At 69.2% G+C, this 15818-nt stretch carries 11 protein-coding genes and 2 pseudogenes; 9 read left to right on the plus strand and 4 right to left on the minus strand.

Annotation, left to right across the window (positions count from 1 at the left end; all coding sequences use genetic code 11):
- Nucleotides 1–485 precede the first annotated feature (485 nt).
- On the plus strand, nt 486–923 hold the full coding sequence (locus tag ACFXGN_RS26925) for a winged helix-turn-helix transcriptional regulator (RefSeq protein WP_384864120.1): 438 nt from the start codon (nt 486–488) through the stop codon (nt 921–923).
- A 352-nt stretch (nt 924–1275) separates the two neighbouring features.
- Here the strand turns inward: ACFXGN_RS26925 and ACFXGN_RS26930 are convergent, their stop codons facing one another.
- The 3 genes from ACFXGN_RS26930 to ACFXGN_RS26940 all read right to left on the minus strand — a co-directional run bounded on the left by ACFXGN_RS26930 (nt 1276) and on the right by ACFXGN_RS26940 (nt 3608).
- On the minus strand, nt 1276–1404 hold the full coding sequence (locus ACFXGN_RS26930; RefSeq protein ID WP_384864122.1) for a hypothetical protein: 129 nt from the start codon (nt 1402–1404) through the stop codon (nt 1276–1278).
- 197 nt (nt 1405–1601) lie between these two features.
- Nucleotides 1602–3335 (minus strand): helix-turn-helix domain-containing protein, encoded by a 1734-nt coding sequence (locus ACFXGN_RS26935; protein WP_384864124.1) that lies wholly within the window; start codon nt 3333–3335, stop codon nt 1602–1604.
- Between the two features lie 24 nt (nt 3336–3359).
- Nucleotides 3360–3608, minus strand: a complete 249-nt coding sequence (locus ACFXGN_RS26940) for a hypothetical protein (protein WP_384864126.1) — start codon at nt 3606–3608, stop codon at nt 3360–3362.
- A 789-nt stretch (nt 3609–4397) separates the two neighbouring features.
- Between ACFXGN_RS26940 and ACFXGN_RS26945 the strand changes: the two genes are divergently transcribed.
- Nucleotides 4398–4718 (plus strand): hypothetical protein, encoded by a 321-nt coding sequence (locus ACFXGN_RS26945; RefSeq protein ID WP_384864127.1) that lies wholly within the window; start codon nt 4398–4400, stop codon nt 4716–4718.
- Nucleotides 4719–4939: 221 nt separating this feature from the next.
- Nucleotides 4940–5770, plus strand: a pseudogene (locus ACFXGN_RS26950) (ATP-binding protein).
- A gap of 56 nt (nt 5771–5826) precedes the next feature.
- On the opposite strand, the gene ACFXGN_RS26955 reads toward ACFXGN_RS26950, so the two are convergent.
- Nucleotides 5827–6057 (minus strand): hypothetical protein, encoded by a 231-nt coding sequence (locus ACFXGN_RS26955; RefSeq protein ID WP_384864129.1) that lies wholly within the window; start codon nt 6055–6057, stop codon nt 5827–5829.
- Between the two features lie 1122 nt (nt 6058–7179).
- Between ACFXGN_RS26955 and ACFXGN_RS26960 the strand changes: the two genes are divergently transcribed.
- The 6 genes and pseudogenes from ACFXGN_RS26960 (at nt 7180) to ACFXGN_RS26985 (ending at nt 15724) form a co-directional block, all read left to right on the plus strand.
- Nucleotides 7180–7545, plus strand: coding sequence for a hypothetical protein (locus tag ACFXGN_RS26960; protein ID WP_384864131.1), 366 nt, complete (start codon nt 7180–7182; stop codon nt 7543–7545).
- A gap of 93 nt (nt 7546–7638) precedes the next feature.
- Entirely contained in the window at nt 7639–7779 is a 141-nt protein-coding gene (locus ACFXGN_RS26965) for a hypothetical protein (RefSeq protein WP_384864133.1), read from the plus strand.
- Between the two features lie 156 nt (nt 7780–7935).
- Nucleotides 7936–8097 (plus strand): hypothetical protein, encoded by a 162-nt coding sequence (locus ACFXGN_RS26970; protein WP_384864135.1) that lies wholly within the window; start codon nt 7936–7938, stop codon nt 8095–8097.
- A pseudogene (locus tag ACFXGN_RS26975) lies at nt 8085–8240 on the plus strand (trypsin-like serine protease); the annotation flags it as partial. The gene ACFXGN_RS26970 and the pseudogene ACFXGN_RS26975, both read left to right, overlap by 13 nt.
- Nucleotides 8241–8319: 79 nt before the next feature.
- Nucleotides 8320–8862: a trypsin-like serine protease gene (locus tag ACFXGN_RS26980; protein WP_384864225.1), complete on the plus strand. Its 543-nt coding sequence runs from the start codon at nt 8320–8322 to the stop codon at nt 8860–8862.
- A gap of 619 nt (nt 8863–9481) precedes the next feature.
- Nucleotides 9482–15724, plus strand: coding sequence for a DNRLRE domain-containing protein (locus tag ACFXGN_RS26985; protein ID WP_384864226.1), 6243 nt, complete (start codon nt 9482–9484; stop codon nt 15722–15724).
- Nucleotides 15725–15818 lie beyond the last annotated feature (94 nt).

The following is a 15818-nucleotide window of genomic DNA, read 5'->3' on the forward strand; positions in this document are numbered from 1 at the left end:
CGCCCCACACAACACGAACAGCACGCCCCACGCGCGCCCGCTCATGCGGTCGGTGCCGCTGCTCGAGGATTGCAGTGTGGACACAGAATTTCTCCTTGCACGCGAAGGAACAACCATAGAAACCAGACACATCATCACCCCACCCACTTGAAACCCACTTGAAACCCAAGTGAAGACCCCAAAAACCACAACAGGACACGGATGAGTCCACGCAGAGACCGGGAAGACCACCACGACGAGACGCGGTATGAAGCTCACACGAAGACCGGGAAGACCAGGGCGAGACGCAGGTGAAGATCACACGGAGACCGGTAAGAGCGGGGCGGGGTACGAATGAAACTCACACAGGGACCCGGAAGACCCCGACGGGGATACGGGCGAAGCTCACACGAGGACCCGGAAGACCAGGACAGGGATGCGGGGAAAGGAAGTCCGTGGCAGTTCCCACTTGTAACCACCGACATCATGCGGCACGGTGAAGAACCATGAAAGAACACACCCCAAAACCACCAAACCACTGCACAGGAAACGAGCACGACTACGACGTGCTCCAGTGGGACGCCCGCGAGGGCTGCGAGGTCCGGCAGATCCTCGACCGCGTCGCCGACAAGTGGTCACTGCTCGCCATCGCGCACCTGGAACGCCAGACACTGCGCTTCTCCGAACTGCGCCGCCGCATCGAGGGCATCAGCCAGCGGATGCTGACCGTGACACTGCGCCAGCTCGAACGCGACGGACTCGTCCGGCGTACGGTCCACCCCGTCGTCCCCCCACGAGTGGAGTACGCCCTCACCCCGCTCGGCGCGACCCTCCACACCACCATCCAGACCCTCGTCGACTGGACCGAAAACCACCAACAAGAAATCGCCACAGCCAGAGCCACCTACGACACCCAGCCCCACACCCCACAAACAACCCCCTAACCCACCCGCCTGCCCGCCCACACCAGACACCAGCCACAGAACCAGCACCCGCCCAAGAGGCGACAAGGAAAGCGACGGGAAGGGGACGACCCCGAGCCATACGCCGCGGACAACAGCAGGACAGGCTGCGCCAGGCCAGCCCGTACGACCACTACGACCCGCCCCCGGATCGCGACAGAAGGGCCCGACGACACCCAACAGGCACAGAGACCCCACCAGGCCGCGCCTGCTCGCCGTCCCCTGTCCGGACCCGGCAGCAGCACCGCTTCCCCGTCGCATGTCCTCCTGCGCCAAGCCGCGAAGCCCACCCTCGGGCAGTACCCGTACGCCCGCCCCGTACCGGGATCCGAGGTCAAGGAAGAGGGCAGACGTCGCCGGTCCAGGCCGCGTCCCGTACCTGGAAGTCCCCGGCCGCCCACGAGCCGACCATCATGCCCCAGCGGCGCACGTTCACGGTCCAGTACCCCAGTACCCGCTGCAAACAGGCAGGCGACTGGGGACTGACCGAGGAGGCGGATCCCCACCCGCGTTCCGCCGTCCGCGTCGAGACACTCGAGGAAGTAGCAGGCCGTGTCCTGCCGGCGCACCGCCCGGCAGGCCTCGCCGGTCTCCCGCAGGTTCTCCGCCGAAGGGCGGCGCCGCTCCCCGGCCATGCCTTCAGGGCGCGGCCGTTCACCGTCAGCCCGGCGCCCCCGGCAGCCCGGCGGTCGTACCGGTCCCCGCGGTGTAGACGTCCTTGACCTTGACCTCGGCTACCCCCCGGCCTTCGGGGAAGACACGGCGCCAGTCACCGATGACATGGAGCTCGTCGGTACCCATCGCCCGTACGACCGCGAGACCTTCGTCGTGGGCCTTGAACGCCTTCGTCCAGAGGTTGGCGAAGGCCTGGGAACGGATGATGTGCATCCAGTCCGGGCGGTAGAGCTCGCGGTTGTAGTTCGACTCCCCCATGGTGGAGACGAACTTCGAGTACATCGCCTTCACATACTCCAGAGTGACGTCGTCACCGGTGGCGATGGCGGTGTCGCGGGCGTCCTTGAGCACGATCCGGAACTTCTCCAGCAGATGCTCCGTCGCTCCGGAGGTGTAGGACTCGTGGATCTCAGGAGCCCGGCACAGCCCGTACTTCGGGCCCGACAACCGCAACAGCAGACGCAGAGTCGATTCAGTCACCCACAAGGGCCCGGGCTCGTCACGCTGACCGACCGGGTTCGGCAGCACCGCATCGTGCTCCCAAACGGGCGGAGTGATCAGGTGGACCCCGGCACGGCGGCGGTCGTGGGGCAGCCCGGTGGAATGCTCGAGCTGACCGAGCGGCAGATGAGTCTTCAACGCGGACAGATAGGCGCCGTTGATGTCGAGCGCCGTCACCTCGTGCAGACCAGGAGGCAACTGCGCACGGGTCCACTTCGGACGGGCTTCCCAGACCTGGTCCGCACCCCGGGACGTCTGCTTCTTCAAAATGTCCGGGATCCAGGGATGGGCGACCACGTCATAGCGGGCACCCCTGCGGGTTTCGTCCAGCAGACGCATCGCATCCGGGATCGCCCTCTTCAGCAACGCCGCAGCAGCACCCTCCACATCACCGTGATGTGCGGCCAGCACACCCTCCACCGCCCCATGAATCAGATCCACGGGACCTGACGAGTCCTGGAACGCCCTGCGGGCCGGGCCCTTGACACGCGCCGCCCCGCGCCCCGACGGCTTCGGATCCGGAGCGGGACACTCCGCCACCGGGACCGGCCGCGCCCCGGCCGTGGCGTCCCGGCAGTCCGCCGGATCCAGATGCTGGGCGAAGCCCGCGACCCACTGCCCGGCCGGACCGCCGCACAACACACACGGCTCCGGCACAGCAAGCGTCTCCACCTCATCACCACCCCCCGGCCCACGAGAAACCGCATCCCCTGCCACACCCACGGGAAATGCCACCGACCCGACCACGACAACCTCCGCAGCACCAACGCCGGAGCCCGAGCCAACGCCGATGCCGGAGTCGGAGTCGGAGCCAACGCCGATGCAGAGGTCCGGGCCGGAACCGGAGCCAACGCCAACGTCGAGGCTGGCGCCGATGCCGGTGTCAACTCCGGGGTCGGGGCCAATGCCAACACCGGTACCAGAGCCAGAGCCGGTGTCGGTGTCGGTGTCGGTGTCGGTGTCGGTGTCGGTGTCGGTGGTGAGCTTGGCGTCCAGTCCGCCCAGGAGATAGGCATACCTGGTACGGACTTCACCGCCCGGGTCCCGGCCCGCCTCCCAGGCACTGACCGTGGACGGACTCACCCCGAGCGCACGGGCCACCTGCGCCTTGGACAACCGGGCCCGCTCACGCAGCGCGCGGCGCACTGCGGGGGCCGGGAGGTCCTCCTGCGGGCCGACAGAGGCGAGGAGCGAGTCGATCGCTTCGAAGTCACCCACCGGGCTACCCCCTTCTCAGACGTATCAGATGTAGGTGACGGGATTACGGGACAGATGAGGACTCCCCGTGACGTGACCGACCCGGCCGTCACCCCACAGCACTTCACCCAGGAGGGCGTAACGGCTGCCGCACTTGGAAATTCCGGTGATCCTCGCGACGGCCAGGACGATGCCCTCGGTGTTGATGATCTGCACCTCGTCCTGGGACAGGACACGGTCGGCATTGAACTTCCAGACACCCCGGCCGGCCTCCCAGGCCTCGCCCTCACTCATTCCCGGACGCCAACCGACAGCCGACCGCCCGAGCCCGTCGTCCGCGCCAGCCTCACGCTCACACCCGATCCGGATCTGCAGCACCCGCCCCACCTCCCAGAAACCACACCCCACGACCTACCGCCAAGCCACCACCCAACCGCTCAACTTTACAACAAGTTAGAAAGTATCGGACCCAGCCCTCGGTTCCATGACCCGACGCGGTGGCCGCTATGACACCCGTGTCGTGCGGTGCGCGGTACCCACAACGAAGCACGGCACGGGACCCGTACGACACCACCCACACACCCCACACTGCCTACCCCAAACCACCCCCTCCCCCGACCCGAGCAACCACTCCCCCACAGACACCCCGGATGACACCACCGAGCCCACCCGCAGCGGCAGCGGCTGGAACATGCGCAACCAGCCCGCCGACGCCGAACGCGTCGGCAACAACAGTCACCCGGACCTGATCGGGCACCTGCCCCTACCGGCCCACCAACAGCCGGGCGACGCCCTTCCCTCAGGTGAGCACGCACCTCCAGGACAGCACGCCGGTAGTACGCGGGAGGTGGAAGTACGCGTTCGGACCGGCCGGGTCCGGGCCACGGCGGACACGGCGGGCAGCGGGGCGGGGCGGGGCGGAACATGATGGGACACGGCCGACACCCTGTGCGGGACCGGCGCCAGGAACGGGAAGTGCGGGCGCGTCAGGGGCTGCACCGCGGTTTCGCGGTTCCGCGGCCTTCCTCGGTACCGTGGTGTACGGCCGCACGGCGAAAGACCGCGGAACACCTGGGAGGACACATGGCGGAGAAGGAACACGGCACGGACCGGACCGAGGAACGGGACCGCGAGAAGTGGATGGCTCGTTTCCAGGTACGGCTGGCCATGCAGCCCGGCGTGGACAGAACGGTCGTCCTCCAGGCCGTCAAGGAAGTGGCGGGCCACTGCGCGGTCACCGGAGAAGACCCGCGGACCGCTTTCGGAGACCCGGACACCCACGCCATGGAAACCGCGGCACGCCTCGTACCCGCAGATCGCTCAGCACGCGAAAAACGACACAGCACCCTGATCAACACGATCGACTCAGCACTGAAGAAAACCAGAGAAGCCACGGGCCTCTGACCAGTCGACGCCACAGGAGTGGGGACCCGTCCGGCCCCGGCGAAGAAACCACACAAACCACCATCACCCACACGACCGACAGGGAAACAACCCCCGCCCGTTCCGGGTGCCCCCGTGCCACGGCGACCGGAGCAAACCCGAACCCGGACGCCCCCACACCAGCGCTTCGAAACCCGTACCCCCGGCGACACCGGGATAAGGCGCTCCGAGGTGTCGGTGATATGTGCTGGTCACCCAGCGGGGGCGAAACCCCAAGACCGGTCGAGCCGGAAGGGGGATCCGGGCTCGTCGAGTGTCCAGCCCCGGACACGAGCCGCGCGAATCACCGAAGCCACCTCCGCGGGCAACACGGGCCCGGCGGAGATCTCGAACCAGCTGCCCGGGTACGGCTGGCCGGTGGCGACCACCAGGATGCCGCCAGACGTCCCACCAGTCTGCTCGACAGCGCAGGCCAGCGGACACCAGACCAGGCCCCGGCCACAGGTCGGACACCCTCGCACTCTCCACCGATAGGTGACGCTAGAGACAGTCCCCAGCTCGACCCCCACAAGGTCAAAGACCTTGCCACCCTCTCTTTCGTCGAGGCCAAGGCCAACCCGGCTCTCCTCGGGCCGCCCGGGGTGGGCAAGACGCTCATCACCATGGCCCTCGCAGTCGCTGCCTGCCGGGCCAGCTATTCGATCTACTTCACCAGCCTCGACGACATGGTCCGCAACCTCACCGCCGCCGAATCCGCAGGGCGCCTGACCAGCAGACTCGGCAGCTACCTCCGGCCGTCTTCGTTCTGGATGAGGTGGGCTACCAGCCCCTCGCTCTCGCCGAGGCGAACCTGGTCTTCCAGGTGATCTCGAGCGCTACGAAAAAGGCTCGATCATTTTGACTTCGAACAAGACTTTCAGTGAGTGGGGGCAGGTGTTCGGTGACGAGGTCCCGGCCACCGCCATCTCGACCGCCTCCTCCACCACTGCGGAGTCATCTCCGTCAACGGCCCCAGCTACCGCCTCAAGAACCGGCTCGCCTGCATCGAACGCGAACGCGACGACGCAACCTGAATCAGGCATTTCAGCCTTCTCCGGCGACCGCCAAGGGGCCAGCTGCCGCCGGGACTTCAGAACATCCCGAACGCCCTCATCCCAGTGGCCGCAAGAAAGACGACACCGAGTACCCCAAAGATGCCTCGCATGATGTCGGGCGAGAACCTTGGATCGACCCCGTCACCAGGTGACCTCTGGGCTATCAGGTCATACACGCGCAGCCCAACGTTCCGATAGTCGAGCGCGACAACCATCGCGCCAGCGCCTACGACGCCTCCCCAGACCAAGCTCAGCCAGCCACCCACGGATCGCTCCTCCCTTCCAGCGGACTGCCCCAGACGGAGCATCTCAGACGCCTGCCTCATCCATCCAGGACCAAAGGGCCCATGGGGTGAAGACTGGAGCGCTTATCTCCGTACCGCGTGGAGCACTGAGAGAAGTACACCGACACCATCCCTCACCGGTCAGCGTGAGTTCGTCTTCGCCAAGTGCGGTGTGCCGCCGTTCCTCAGGCGTGTGCTCGGGCACCAGAGTGATGATGACCAGCGCGCCGCCGGGCCGCAGCCGCTCGGCGAGCAGTCTCAGAACGCGGGTCCGGTTGCGAATGAGGGCGAGGGCGTGACGCAGGACGATCAGGTCGTACCCGTCCGGATGGAGCGCGGCCGAGTCGTCGCGTTCGATGTCCAGGCGGAGGACCGCACCGACTGGGCTCCAGGCCGGGCGGCCACTGCCTGGAGGGCTGTGGGCGACGGGTCGGCGGCATCGGTCTCGTATCCGAGCGTCGCGAGATGCTCCGGGCGGTCTCCTCGCGCAGCGCGGCCAGCCCGATCTCCGGATCGGCCAGGATCTCGAACTTGCCCCGGACGGCGCCAGTTCCCCGGCCAGCTTCCCGGACCCTCTTCTCCACCACACATCATCAGTCACTCACAGTGATTGATTGTTCACATTTCCCCATGAGCAGATTATGTGACGCTCCTTTCCAGCCCTTCCGGTAGGACGGATTCCGCCGTCAATGAAAGCTAGCTTCTCCCTCGTTCCGGTGAACCCCGGGTGGACGGCCCTTCGTGGCGCCCGCACCGGGACCAGACTCCCGACGTGCCTGATCCCTCCAGCCCGCCCGCCTTCCACCGGCAGCAGCACCGGAGCAGAGGGGACCGGACCACACCACACGATCATCTACAGTCTCCGGCCGCGAGCGGCCTTCCGGTCCGCTCGAATGATGATCAGCCCATATCCCTGACTCCTCCAAGGAACCCGCCATGAACTGGATCGATGCCATCCTGCGTGTCATCACGCCCCTCGAGCCCCTCATCGTGCCCCTGATCTCGAACCGTGACGTGAAACACGACATCAAGCCGATCTCTTGACCACCCTTCCCGCCCAGCACCCGGCGAGCGGGCCATGGCCGCCGTCGGCCGGAGGCCGCCATGCACATCGCAGCCCTGGTACGCGGATTCGCCTCGACGTTCCTGAGGCCCCGCCCGCCCCGGACCGAGAGGACCGAACCACTCACCCGCGCGCAGATCCTCGCCCTCCTGGAGAAACCGACTGTCAGCGAGTGGCGATACGACTGGGACCCCGGCACCCTCCACATCGGCCCGATGGCCCAGGACTGGCGGTCCGCCTTCGGCTACGGCCGCCGTGAGACGACCATCGACGTCGTCGACTCCCAGGGTGTGCCGATCGCCGCCGTCCAGGAACTCACCCGCCGCGTCCGCCACCTCGAAGAACAACAGGCCACACAGCCGCCGTGCTGTGCGCAGACCCTTGAGAAAAGGGCTTCACGATCCTGACCGACGCCATCACCGCCCTGATCCACGCCCTCGGGCCGTTGATCACCCCGCTCTGACCGGCCCACCTGCCCAGCCTCCCGCAAGGACCATTCCATGAACACCTTCCGCCGCGCCGCGACAGCGGCCACCTCACACTCCCGAACCGCACTCGCCCTGCTCGGGTCCGTGACCCTGCTGACCTTCGGGACCACCTTCCCCCAGATCTTCCATCTGACCGTCGGCATCGGCACCTGACCCGGCGACGCCCCGTCCGGCAACGGGCGGACCGGCCGGACCTGTTGCCTGGGAACGACCGGTTCGCCGCTTGCGGACCCCCGTCCGCAAGCGGCGAAGCCGCGAGGCGGTCGCACCCATGCCCAGGAGCACGGCAGTACGAGGACGGGCGGGAACATGACGCACGGACGAGGACGACTCCAGGCGCTGCTGGTGGCGGTGCTGGGAACGGTGCTGGCGGCGGCCGGGCTGATGGTCGGCGGGACAGGAACGGCGGCTGCTGTGGAGGGGGCACCGACGCCCCCGCAGGCTCGTACCCGTACCAGGTGGAGCTGTTGAAGCGGACCTCCCCTGGCAGCTGGCACCCCTTCTGCGGCGGATCGGTCATCGTCGACCGGTGGATCCTGACCGTGGCCCACTGCGTCGACGCGACGGCCGTCGACCGGATGGCCGTGGGCGTCGGCTCGAGCACCCTCGACTCCGAAGGAACCGTCTACCGGGTCCAGGAGGCGGTCCGGCACGAGTGCTACAACGCCAACGGCGCCGGGGGGGCCGAACGACATCGGCGTGCTGAAGCTGAGCACCCCGATCGCCTACACAGCCCTGGTGCAGCCGGTCGCGCTCCCGGACCCGCCCGCGTTCCCCAGCGGCACCGCGACAGTGACCGGATGGGGAAAGACCAGCGGCAACGGCGAGGCAGCGGGCAGGTTGCGCCCCCGCCGACGGTGCGGGCCGAGTCGATGGCGTAGCAGTCACACCCGGCACACGGACCGGCTGCCGCGCCACCATGACCGGCGGCGACGCAGACAGGGCGTCGTACGACGGCGCGGGCACAGACACAGACCGCCGGGGTACCGCCGATACCACCGAGCAAGATGCAACACCGAGTACCGTCCGGCACCGCACACGCGACCGTCACATCACACCGAACCACCAGGCCACCGGACCACCGAGCGGTGGCGTACGGCTCCACCGCCAGGCCCTCATCGACGCCCTCGCGCAGGGAGCAGCCTTCCAGAACGCGAGTCGAGGGCTGAGCACATCGGCAGGGAGCCGAGACGCCGGGGCGGGCGCCCCCTCTCCCGTACATCTGCGCGGCATTGATCGTGAGCAATCACGGACAGTCAACTTGGCTTATTTCAGAGGGCGTTGAGATATTCCCGGTATTTCTTCGACGGCCCGCCCCCTTGCCGATGACGATCGAACGAAAGGCCCCCCGACACGACGGACCCGGACGATCTCCGACTTGGCCTCCTCACGCCGTGAACGAGCGCCGAGGACACGTCTTCTTCTCCCCCGCGCTCTTCGCGGTGGACATCCCCCCTTCCGGGGGCCGAACCCCTGACCTCGCATGTCCGTCAGGACGAAGCGGTCCGACCCTGCCCTCAGATCCGGTGGCCGCTACGGAAACCCGTGTCGTGCGGTGCGCCGCCGGATCTGGCAGGCCGCCATCGCCGTCGTGCGCGGCATCCTCGGCACACGCGCTTGGATGAAGATCCAATAACGGAACGGGGGCCATCGCGCCCTCGGTGGGCATTCACCCGAAATGTTCGTGGACGGCAAGCCGTAGATTCTTTTTGATCACTTGTCATGTGCAAGCGATCAAAGGGAAAACCACTTACTCCTTGGGGGAACTTTGCCATCCCGTTTTTCGGGCAGGCCGCCTCGGCGTGCCCGCTCACTGGTCGGCGGCTCGGGTGGGCTGCGTGCCACCGCGACCGCTCTGGCCCTTCTCACGGCGGCGTCATCGCTGTACGGCGCGGAAGCGGCCACCGCCGTCCCGGCCGCCTACGAGGCGTCCCCGGTACCGCAGGAGCAGCAGAAGGCCCCCGCCACGGCGGCCGACATCCCCTCCGCCCGGGTCGCGGCCCGGCTGTCGGGCAAGCGGGTCGAGGCGCTGTCGGAGCGTACGGAGACCTCGACGACCTGGGTCGGCAAGGACGGCTCGCTCACCTCCGAGCTGTCCGCCGGACCGATCCGCTTCCGCGACCCGGCCACCGGTGAGTGGCGGAACGTGGACGTCGCGCTCACCGAGTCGGCGGACGGCTCCGTGACCTCGAAGGCGCACCCGAGCGGCCTCAGGCTCGCCGGGAAGTCGGGCCGGAAGGCGGCTTCGCTGAAGGCGGCCCAGGCCGCTCCGGCCACCGACCTGGTCACGCTCGGCGAGGGCGACGAGGTGATCACCCTCCAGTGGCGCGGCGGTCTGCCGAAGCCCGTGCTGGACGGCACCCGCGCCACCTACGAGAACGCCGTACCGGGTGCGGACGTGGTCGTGGAGGCCACCCGTACCGGTTTCGAGCAGTTCGTCGAGGTGAAGGCGGAGCCCGCGGCCGGGTTCTCGTACACGCTGCCGCTGCGCACCAAGGGCCTGAAGGTCACGCGGCAGGCGGACGGCAGTGTCCTGTTCACGGACAGGAAGTCCAGGAAGACCGCCGTCATGCCCGCCCCCGTGATGTGGGACGCGAGCGTCGACGGGGTCTCCGGCGAGCACACCCGCCGGGCCCAGGTGGGCATGGAGGTCGTCAGGACCGCGGGCGGTGTCGATCTCGTCATGACCCCGGACGCGGGCTTCCTCGCCGACCCGGCGACGAAGTACCCCGTGACCGTCGACCCGTCGACCTCCGCGCTGGGCAACCTGTTCGACACGTACGTCCAGCAGGGCGAGACGGTCGACTGGTCGAACGACACCGAGCTCGACTTCGGCAACCCGGGCACGAAGAACGCCGACGGCACCTGGCGTACCGCGCGGTCCTTCATCACGTGGAACACCGCCCCGGTCGCCGACGCGCTGGTCTCCTCCGCGACCCTCTCCCTGTGGAACTTCCACTCGGGCAACACCGACTGCACCGCCCAGCCCTGGGAGCTGTGGACGGCGAACACCGCCTCCACCGCCTCCCGCTGGACGAACCAGCCGTCGATGACCACGAAGACGGCCACGTCCACGGGGACCAAGGGCAACCCCGGCTGCGCCTCCCAGCCCGACGGCTGGGTCGACGCCGACGCCACGAGCCTGGTGCAGCACTGGGCCAACAACAAGTGGGCGTCCTCGGGCATGGGTCTGCGGGCCACCGACGAGAACAACACCAAGCAGTGGAAGCGGGTCAACTCCGCCAACGCCGCCGCCAACCCGCCCAAGCTGACGGTCACCTACAACTACCGTCCGCGTACCGGCACCAAGCAGGAGGCGGGCGCCCCGTTCTTCTCCTACAACGGCGCCTACACGGTCGACTCGACCACCCCCGTCCTCCGCGACACCTTCGTCGACGCCAACGGCGACAAGGTCAACGGCACCTTCCAGATCTTCGACGCCGCCACCGACACCCAGGTCGGCAACGTCCTGGTCTCGCCGTACGTGCCCTCCGGTCAGGTCGCCTCCGTGACCGTCCCCGCGGGTGTCCTCACCAACGGCAGGACGTACAAGTTCCGCACGAATCCGTACGACGGCGCCCACTACAACCTGGGCTGGTCCGCCTGGAAGACCTTCACGGTCGACTCCACCGCCCCCTCCGCCCCGACCGCCGTCACCTCGACGGACTACCCGTCGAACGCGTGGGTCAAGGGCGCGGGACAGGCGGGCGTCTTCAACGTCACCCCGCCCGCCGCCGACCACAACTGGATCGAGTGGTCGCTGGACGGCACCACCTGGACCAAGGTCGCCACCAACGGCGTCGCGGGCCCGAAGGCCGTCACCGTCACCCCGCCCCAGGACGGCACGCACACCTTCCAGGTACGCACGGTGGACAAGGCCGACAACAAGTCCGAGCAGGTCGACTACGTCTTCCACGCGGGCCCCGGTGGCTTCGCGGCGCCCGCCGACGGTGAGCGCACCGCCCGCCGTCTGCCGCTCGTCGCCGAAGCAGAGTCCGGCACGTACGACAAGGTGTCGTTCTCCTGGCGCCGCTCCGAGGCCGACGCCTGGACGCGGATACCTGTCGGCCACGTGACCTCCGCCGGGACCGCGCTGACCGCCTGGCCGGTCCCCCTCGTGGGCGGCAGGAACGCCCCGCTGGTCTGGAACGCCACCGACACCGTCGACCCCGACGGCAGCATCCAGATCAAGGCCGACTTCACCGGCCCGAACGGTGCCGCGGGCAGCACCGACCCGCTGCCCGTCGTCGTCGACCGCGACGCGAGCGGCGCGGCCGAGGAGCAGATCGGCCCCGGTTCGGTGAACCTCCTCACCGGTGACTACGGCCTGTCCGCCACCGACACCTCGGTCTTCGACCTCACGGTCAAGCGCTCGGCCTCCTCCCGCCGCCCCGGACAGGGCGCCGAGCAGGAGGGTCAGGCCGCCATCTTCGGCGAGGAGTGGGCCGCCGGGGCCGTCGCCGAGACGGCCTCCGCCTACGCCTACCTCCGCAGGTCCTCCGACACGGCCGTCGCCGTCGTGAACACCGACGGCTCCGAGACCCACTTCACCGCGAACGCCGCGAAGACCGCCTGGATCCCCGAGCCCGGCGCCGAGTCGCTGACGCTCACCGGCGCGGTCACGGGTTCCTTCACGCTCACCGAGACCAACGGCACGGTGACCACGTTCACCAGGCCCGACCCGGCCGTCACCACCTGGCAGGTCTCCACGACCCTCCAGGACGGCCTGGCCGACTCGACGAACACCGTGGTCACCGAGACCGTGACGGTGAACGGGAAGAAGCTGGTCCGCCCCGTGCGCGTCAACGGGGCCACCCCGGCCGCCAACGGCGCCACCTGCACGGCGACCCCCTCCACCAGGGGCTGCCGCAGCCTGGAGTACGTCTACGCCTCCTCGACCACGGCCACGGCGCTCGCCTTCGGCGACTACGCGGGCCAGGTCAAGGAGATCCGCGTCCGGGCCACCGAGCCCGGCGCGGCCACGGCCACGGCCAGGACGGTCCACACCTACGCGTACGACTCCGAGGGGCGGCTGCGCCAGGCGTGGAACCCGCTGATCACGCCCGCGCTCAAGACCGAGTACGCGTACGACGCGGCGGGCCGGGTCGTCACGCTGACCCCGCCCGGCGAGCTGCCGTGGAGCTTCACCTACGGCCGTGCCGGAAACGCCGCGACCGCCGGTGACGGGATGCTGCTGAAGGTGTCGCGCGCCGGGCTGAAGCAGGGCACCGCCGACATCGTCGAGGGCACCGCCACCATCGGCGTCGTCTACGACGTCCCGGTGTCGGGCGCCAACGCCCCGTACCAGCTGGGCGCCGCGCAGACGCGCACCTGGGGCCAGTCGCAGGCGCCCACCGACGCCACGGCCGTCTTCCCCGCCGACGCGGTGCCCGCCGGTCACGCCGGATCGGCCCTCACGGCCGGGTCCTACGGCCGCGCCGACATCCGCTACCTGGGCGTGTCCGGCCAGGAGAGCAACGCCGCGACTCCCGGCGGCCACATCACCACCACCGAGTACGACCGCGTCGGCAACATCGTCCGTGAGCTCACGGCCGCCAACCGCTCGGTCGCCCTCGGTCTGACGGCCGCCGACCGCGCCGTCCAGGCCGACCTCGGCATCGGCTCGCTCGCCTCCGACGAGCGCGCCGAGCTGCTGTCCAGCCGCACGCTGTACAGCGAGAACGGCGTCCGTGAGCTGGAGACCTTCGGCCCCATCCACCGGATCGACCTGACCCGGGACCTCAAGCAGGGCGCCACCACCCTGGTCGCCGCCGGTACCTCCGTACCGGCGCGGGACTGGGTCGTGAAGGAGTACGACGAGGGCCGTCCCACCGACGGCACCGCCTCCATCCGGGACCGGGTCACCGTGGAGGTCAGCGGCGCCCGGATCCGCGACCACTACTCCGTCATGGGCGAGAAGCGCGTCAAGGAGTCCCAGTACGACTGGGTGAAGGGCCAGCCGACCCTGTCCATCAAGGACTCCGGCGGCCTCAACCTGACCAGCGGCTGGGGCTACGACGCCCAGGGCCGCGTCGTCTCCTCCCAGCTGCCCGGCGGCACCGGCGACGACGCCGCGAGCAAGGTCACCGCGTACTGGACCGCGGACGGCACCGGCTGGTGCAAGGGCCGCCCCGAATGGGCCGGACTGGTCTGCTGGAGCGGCCCCGCGGGCGACGTCACCGGCGGCGGTTCCCAGCCCGCCCAGCTGATCGACACCAGCTCCGAGTACGACTGGTGGGGCAACCCCGCCAAGGCCGTCGAGACGGCCAACGGCACCGCCCGCACCACGACCGTCACCTACGACGGCGCCGGACGCCGTGTGAAGGAGTCCGTCACCGGCGGCCTCGGCCAGGCGGTTCCCGACGCGACCACGGAGTACGACCCCGCCACCGGCAAGGCGGCCCGGACCACCTCCGCCACCGCGGGCACCCTCACCCGCTCCTACGACCGCCTCGGCCGGCTGATCTCCTACACGGACGCCGACGCGGGCACCACCACCACCCAGTACGACCTGCTGGGACGGCCCGTCAGGGTCTCCGACTCGGCGCCGTCGACCGTCACGTACGCCTATGACGCCGCCGCCGAACCGCGCGGCATGGCCACCTCCATGACGGACTCGGTCGCGGGCACCTTCGGCGCCACCTACGGCGTGGACGGCACCGTCACCGCCGAGAAGCTGCCCGGCGGCTACACCATGCGGCAGACCACGGACACCGCCGGGAACGTCACCGGCCGTTCGTACACCCGCGACAGCGACGGCACGGCCGTCTACACCGACGCGGTCGGCAAGTCCGCCCACGGCCAGACCACCACCCACTCGGGCTGGTCCGACCAGGCCTACCGCTACGACGCGGCGGGCCGCCTCACGTCCGTCGAGGACACCGCCGACACCGTCTGCACCACCCGCGCCTACACCTTCGACAAGCGCAGCAACCGCACCTCCCTGACCACCGCGGCGGGCACCCCCGGCGCGGCCTGCCCGACCACCGGAGGCACGACCACCACCCACACCTACGACAGCGGGGACCGGCTCGTCGACGCGGGTTACGCCTACGACGCCCTCGGCCGCACCACGTCCGTCCCGGGCGGCGGGACCTTCGGCTACTACGCCAACGACCTGGTCCACCGGCAGACCGCGGGCGGCCAGCGGCAGACCTTCGCGCTCGACTCCTCCCGGCGGCTGCGGTCCTGGACCGTGGAGAAGGACAACGCCGGTGTCTGGTCGACCACCCAGTCCAAGGTGAACCACTACGGCGCCGACGGCGACAGCCCGCGCTGGATCACCGAGGACACCACGAGCGGCAGACTGACACGCAACGTCGGCTCCGCGTCCGCCGGGCTCTCCGCCACCACCTCCGCCACCGGCGAGGTCGTCCTGCACCTGTCCAACATCCACGGCGACGTCGCCCTGCGGCTTCCCCTGGACAGCGCCGTCGCCCCGCTCGCGGTCGACTCCGACGAGTACGGCAACGCACGCCCCGGCAGCTCCACCGGCCGCTACAACTGGCTGGGCGCGAGCCTGCGGTCCGCCGAGACCCTCACCGGCATCACCCTCATGGGCGTACGCCTCTACGACCCGCGCATCGGGCGCTTCCTGTCGGTCGACCCGATGAACGGCGGCAGCTGCAACGCGTACGACTACGCCTGCGCCGACCCGCAGAACAAGTACGACACCGACGGCACCTACCTGCGCGAGCGGGTCCAGTCGAACTGCCGCCAGGACGTGTGCGTCCGCATCCGCCGCATCTGCGAGAGCGACACCGGCCGCTGCTCGCTGAACTGGGACTTCCACTTCCGCAAGTCCTGGGCGAACTCCTGGATCAACGCGGGCTTCAAGTGGTACATCCACGTCAGCAACACCTACGTGAAGTCCGGCACCTACAGCCACGGAGAGTTCGGCAGCTACAACTTCCACGGCGGCTGGTACTCGAACAACAACAGCAAGGGCCGCGGCTGGTTCAAGTGCGGCTGGTGGCAGTGCCGCCTCGACGCGGGCGACACCGTGATGTTCTCCGCCTACGGCACGGCCTGGCGCTACGGACGGGGCTACGCCTGGAGCGTCGGCCAGAGCTTCGGCGGCGGCGGGCGCTACTCCTGACCCCGGTGGACCCCCACCGACCGACACCCCAGGGCCCCCCGTCCGGCGAACTCGCCGGGCGGGGGGCCCTCCCCGTCCCGGGGGAACGACGGAC

The sequence above is a fragment of the Streptomyces sp. NPDC059247 genome (assembly GCF_042754005.1).
Classification (GTDB): Bacteria; Actinomycetota; Actinomycetes; order Streptomycetales; family Streptomycetaceae; genus Streptomyces.

Bases quoted from the DNA above. Each gene is read 5' to 3' on its own strand.
- ACFXGN_RS26925 (WP_384864120.1), top strand. From the start codon at position 486: ATGAAAGAACACACCCCAAAACCACCAAACCACTGCACAGGAAACGAG.
- ACFXGN_RS26970 (WP_384864135.1), top strand. From the start codon at position 7,936: ATGACGCACGGACGAGGACGACTCCAGGCGCTGCTGGTGGCGGTGCTG.
- ACFXGN_RS26945 (WP_384864127.1), top strand. From the start codon at position 4,398: ATGGCGGAGAAGGAACACGGCACGGACCGGACCGAGGAACGGGACCGC.
- ACFXGN_RS26965 (WP_384864133.1), top strand. From the start codon at position 7,639: ATGAACACCTTCCGCCGCGCCGCGACAGCGGCCACCTCACACTCCCGA.
- ACFXGN_RS26960 (WP_384864131.1), top strand. From the start codon at position 7,180: ATGCACATCGCAGCCCTGGTACGCGGATTCGCCTCGACGTTCCTGAGG.
- ACFXGN_RS26940 (WP_384864126.1), bottom strand. From the start codon at position 3,608: ATGAGTGAGGGCGAGGCCTGGGAGGCCGGCCGGGGTGTCTGGAAGTTC.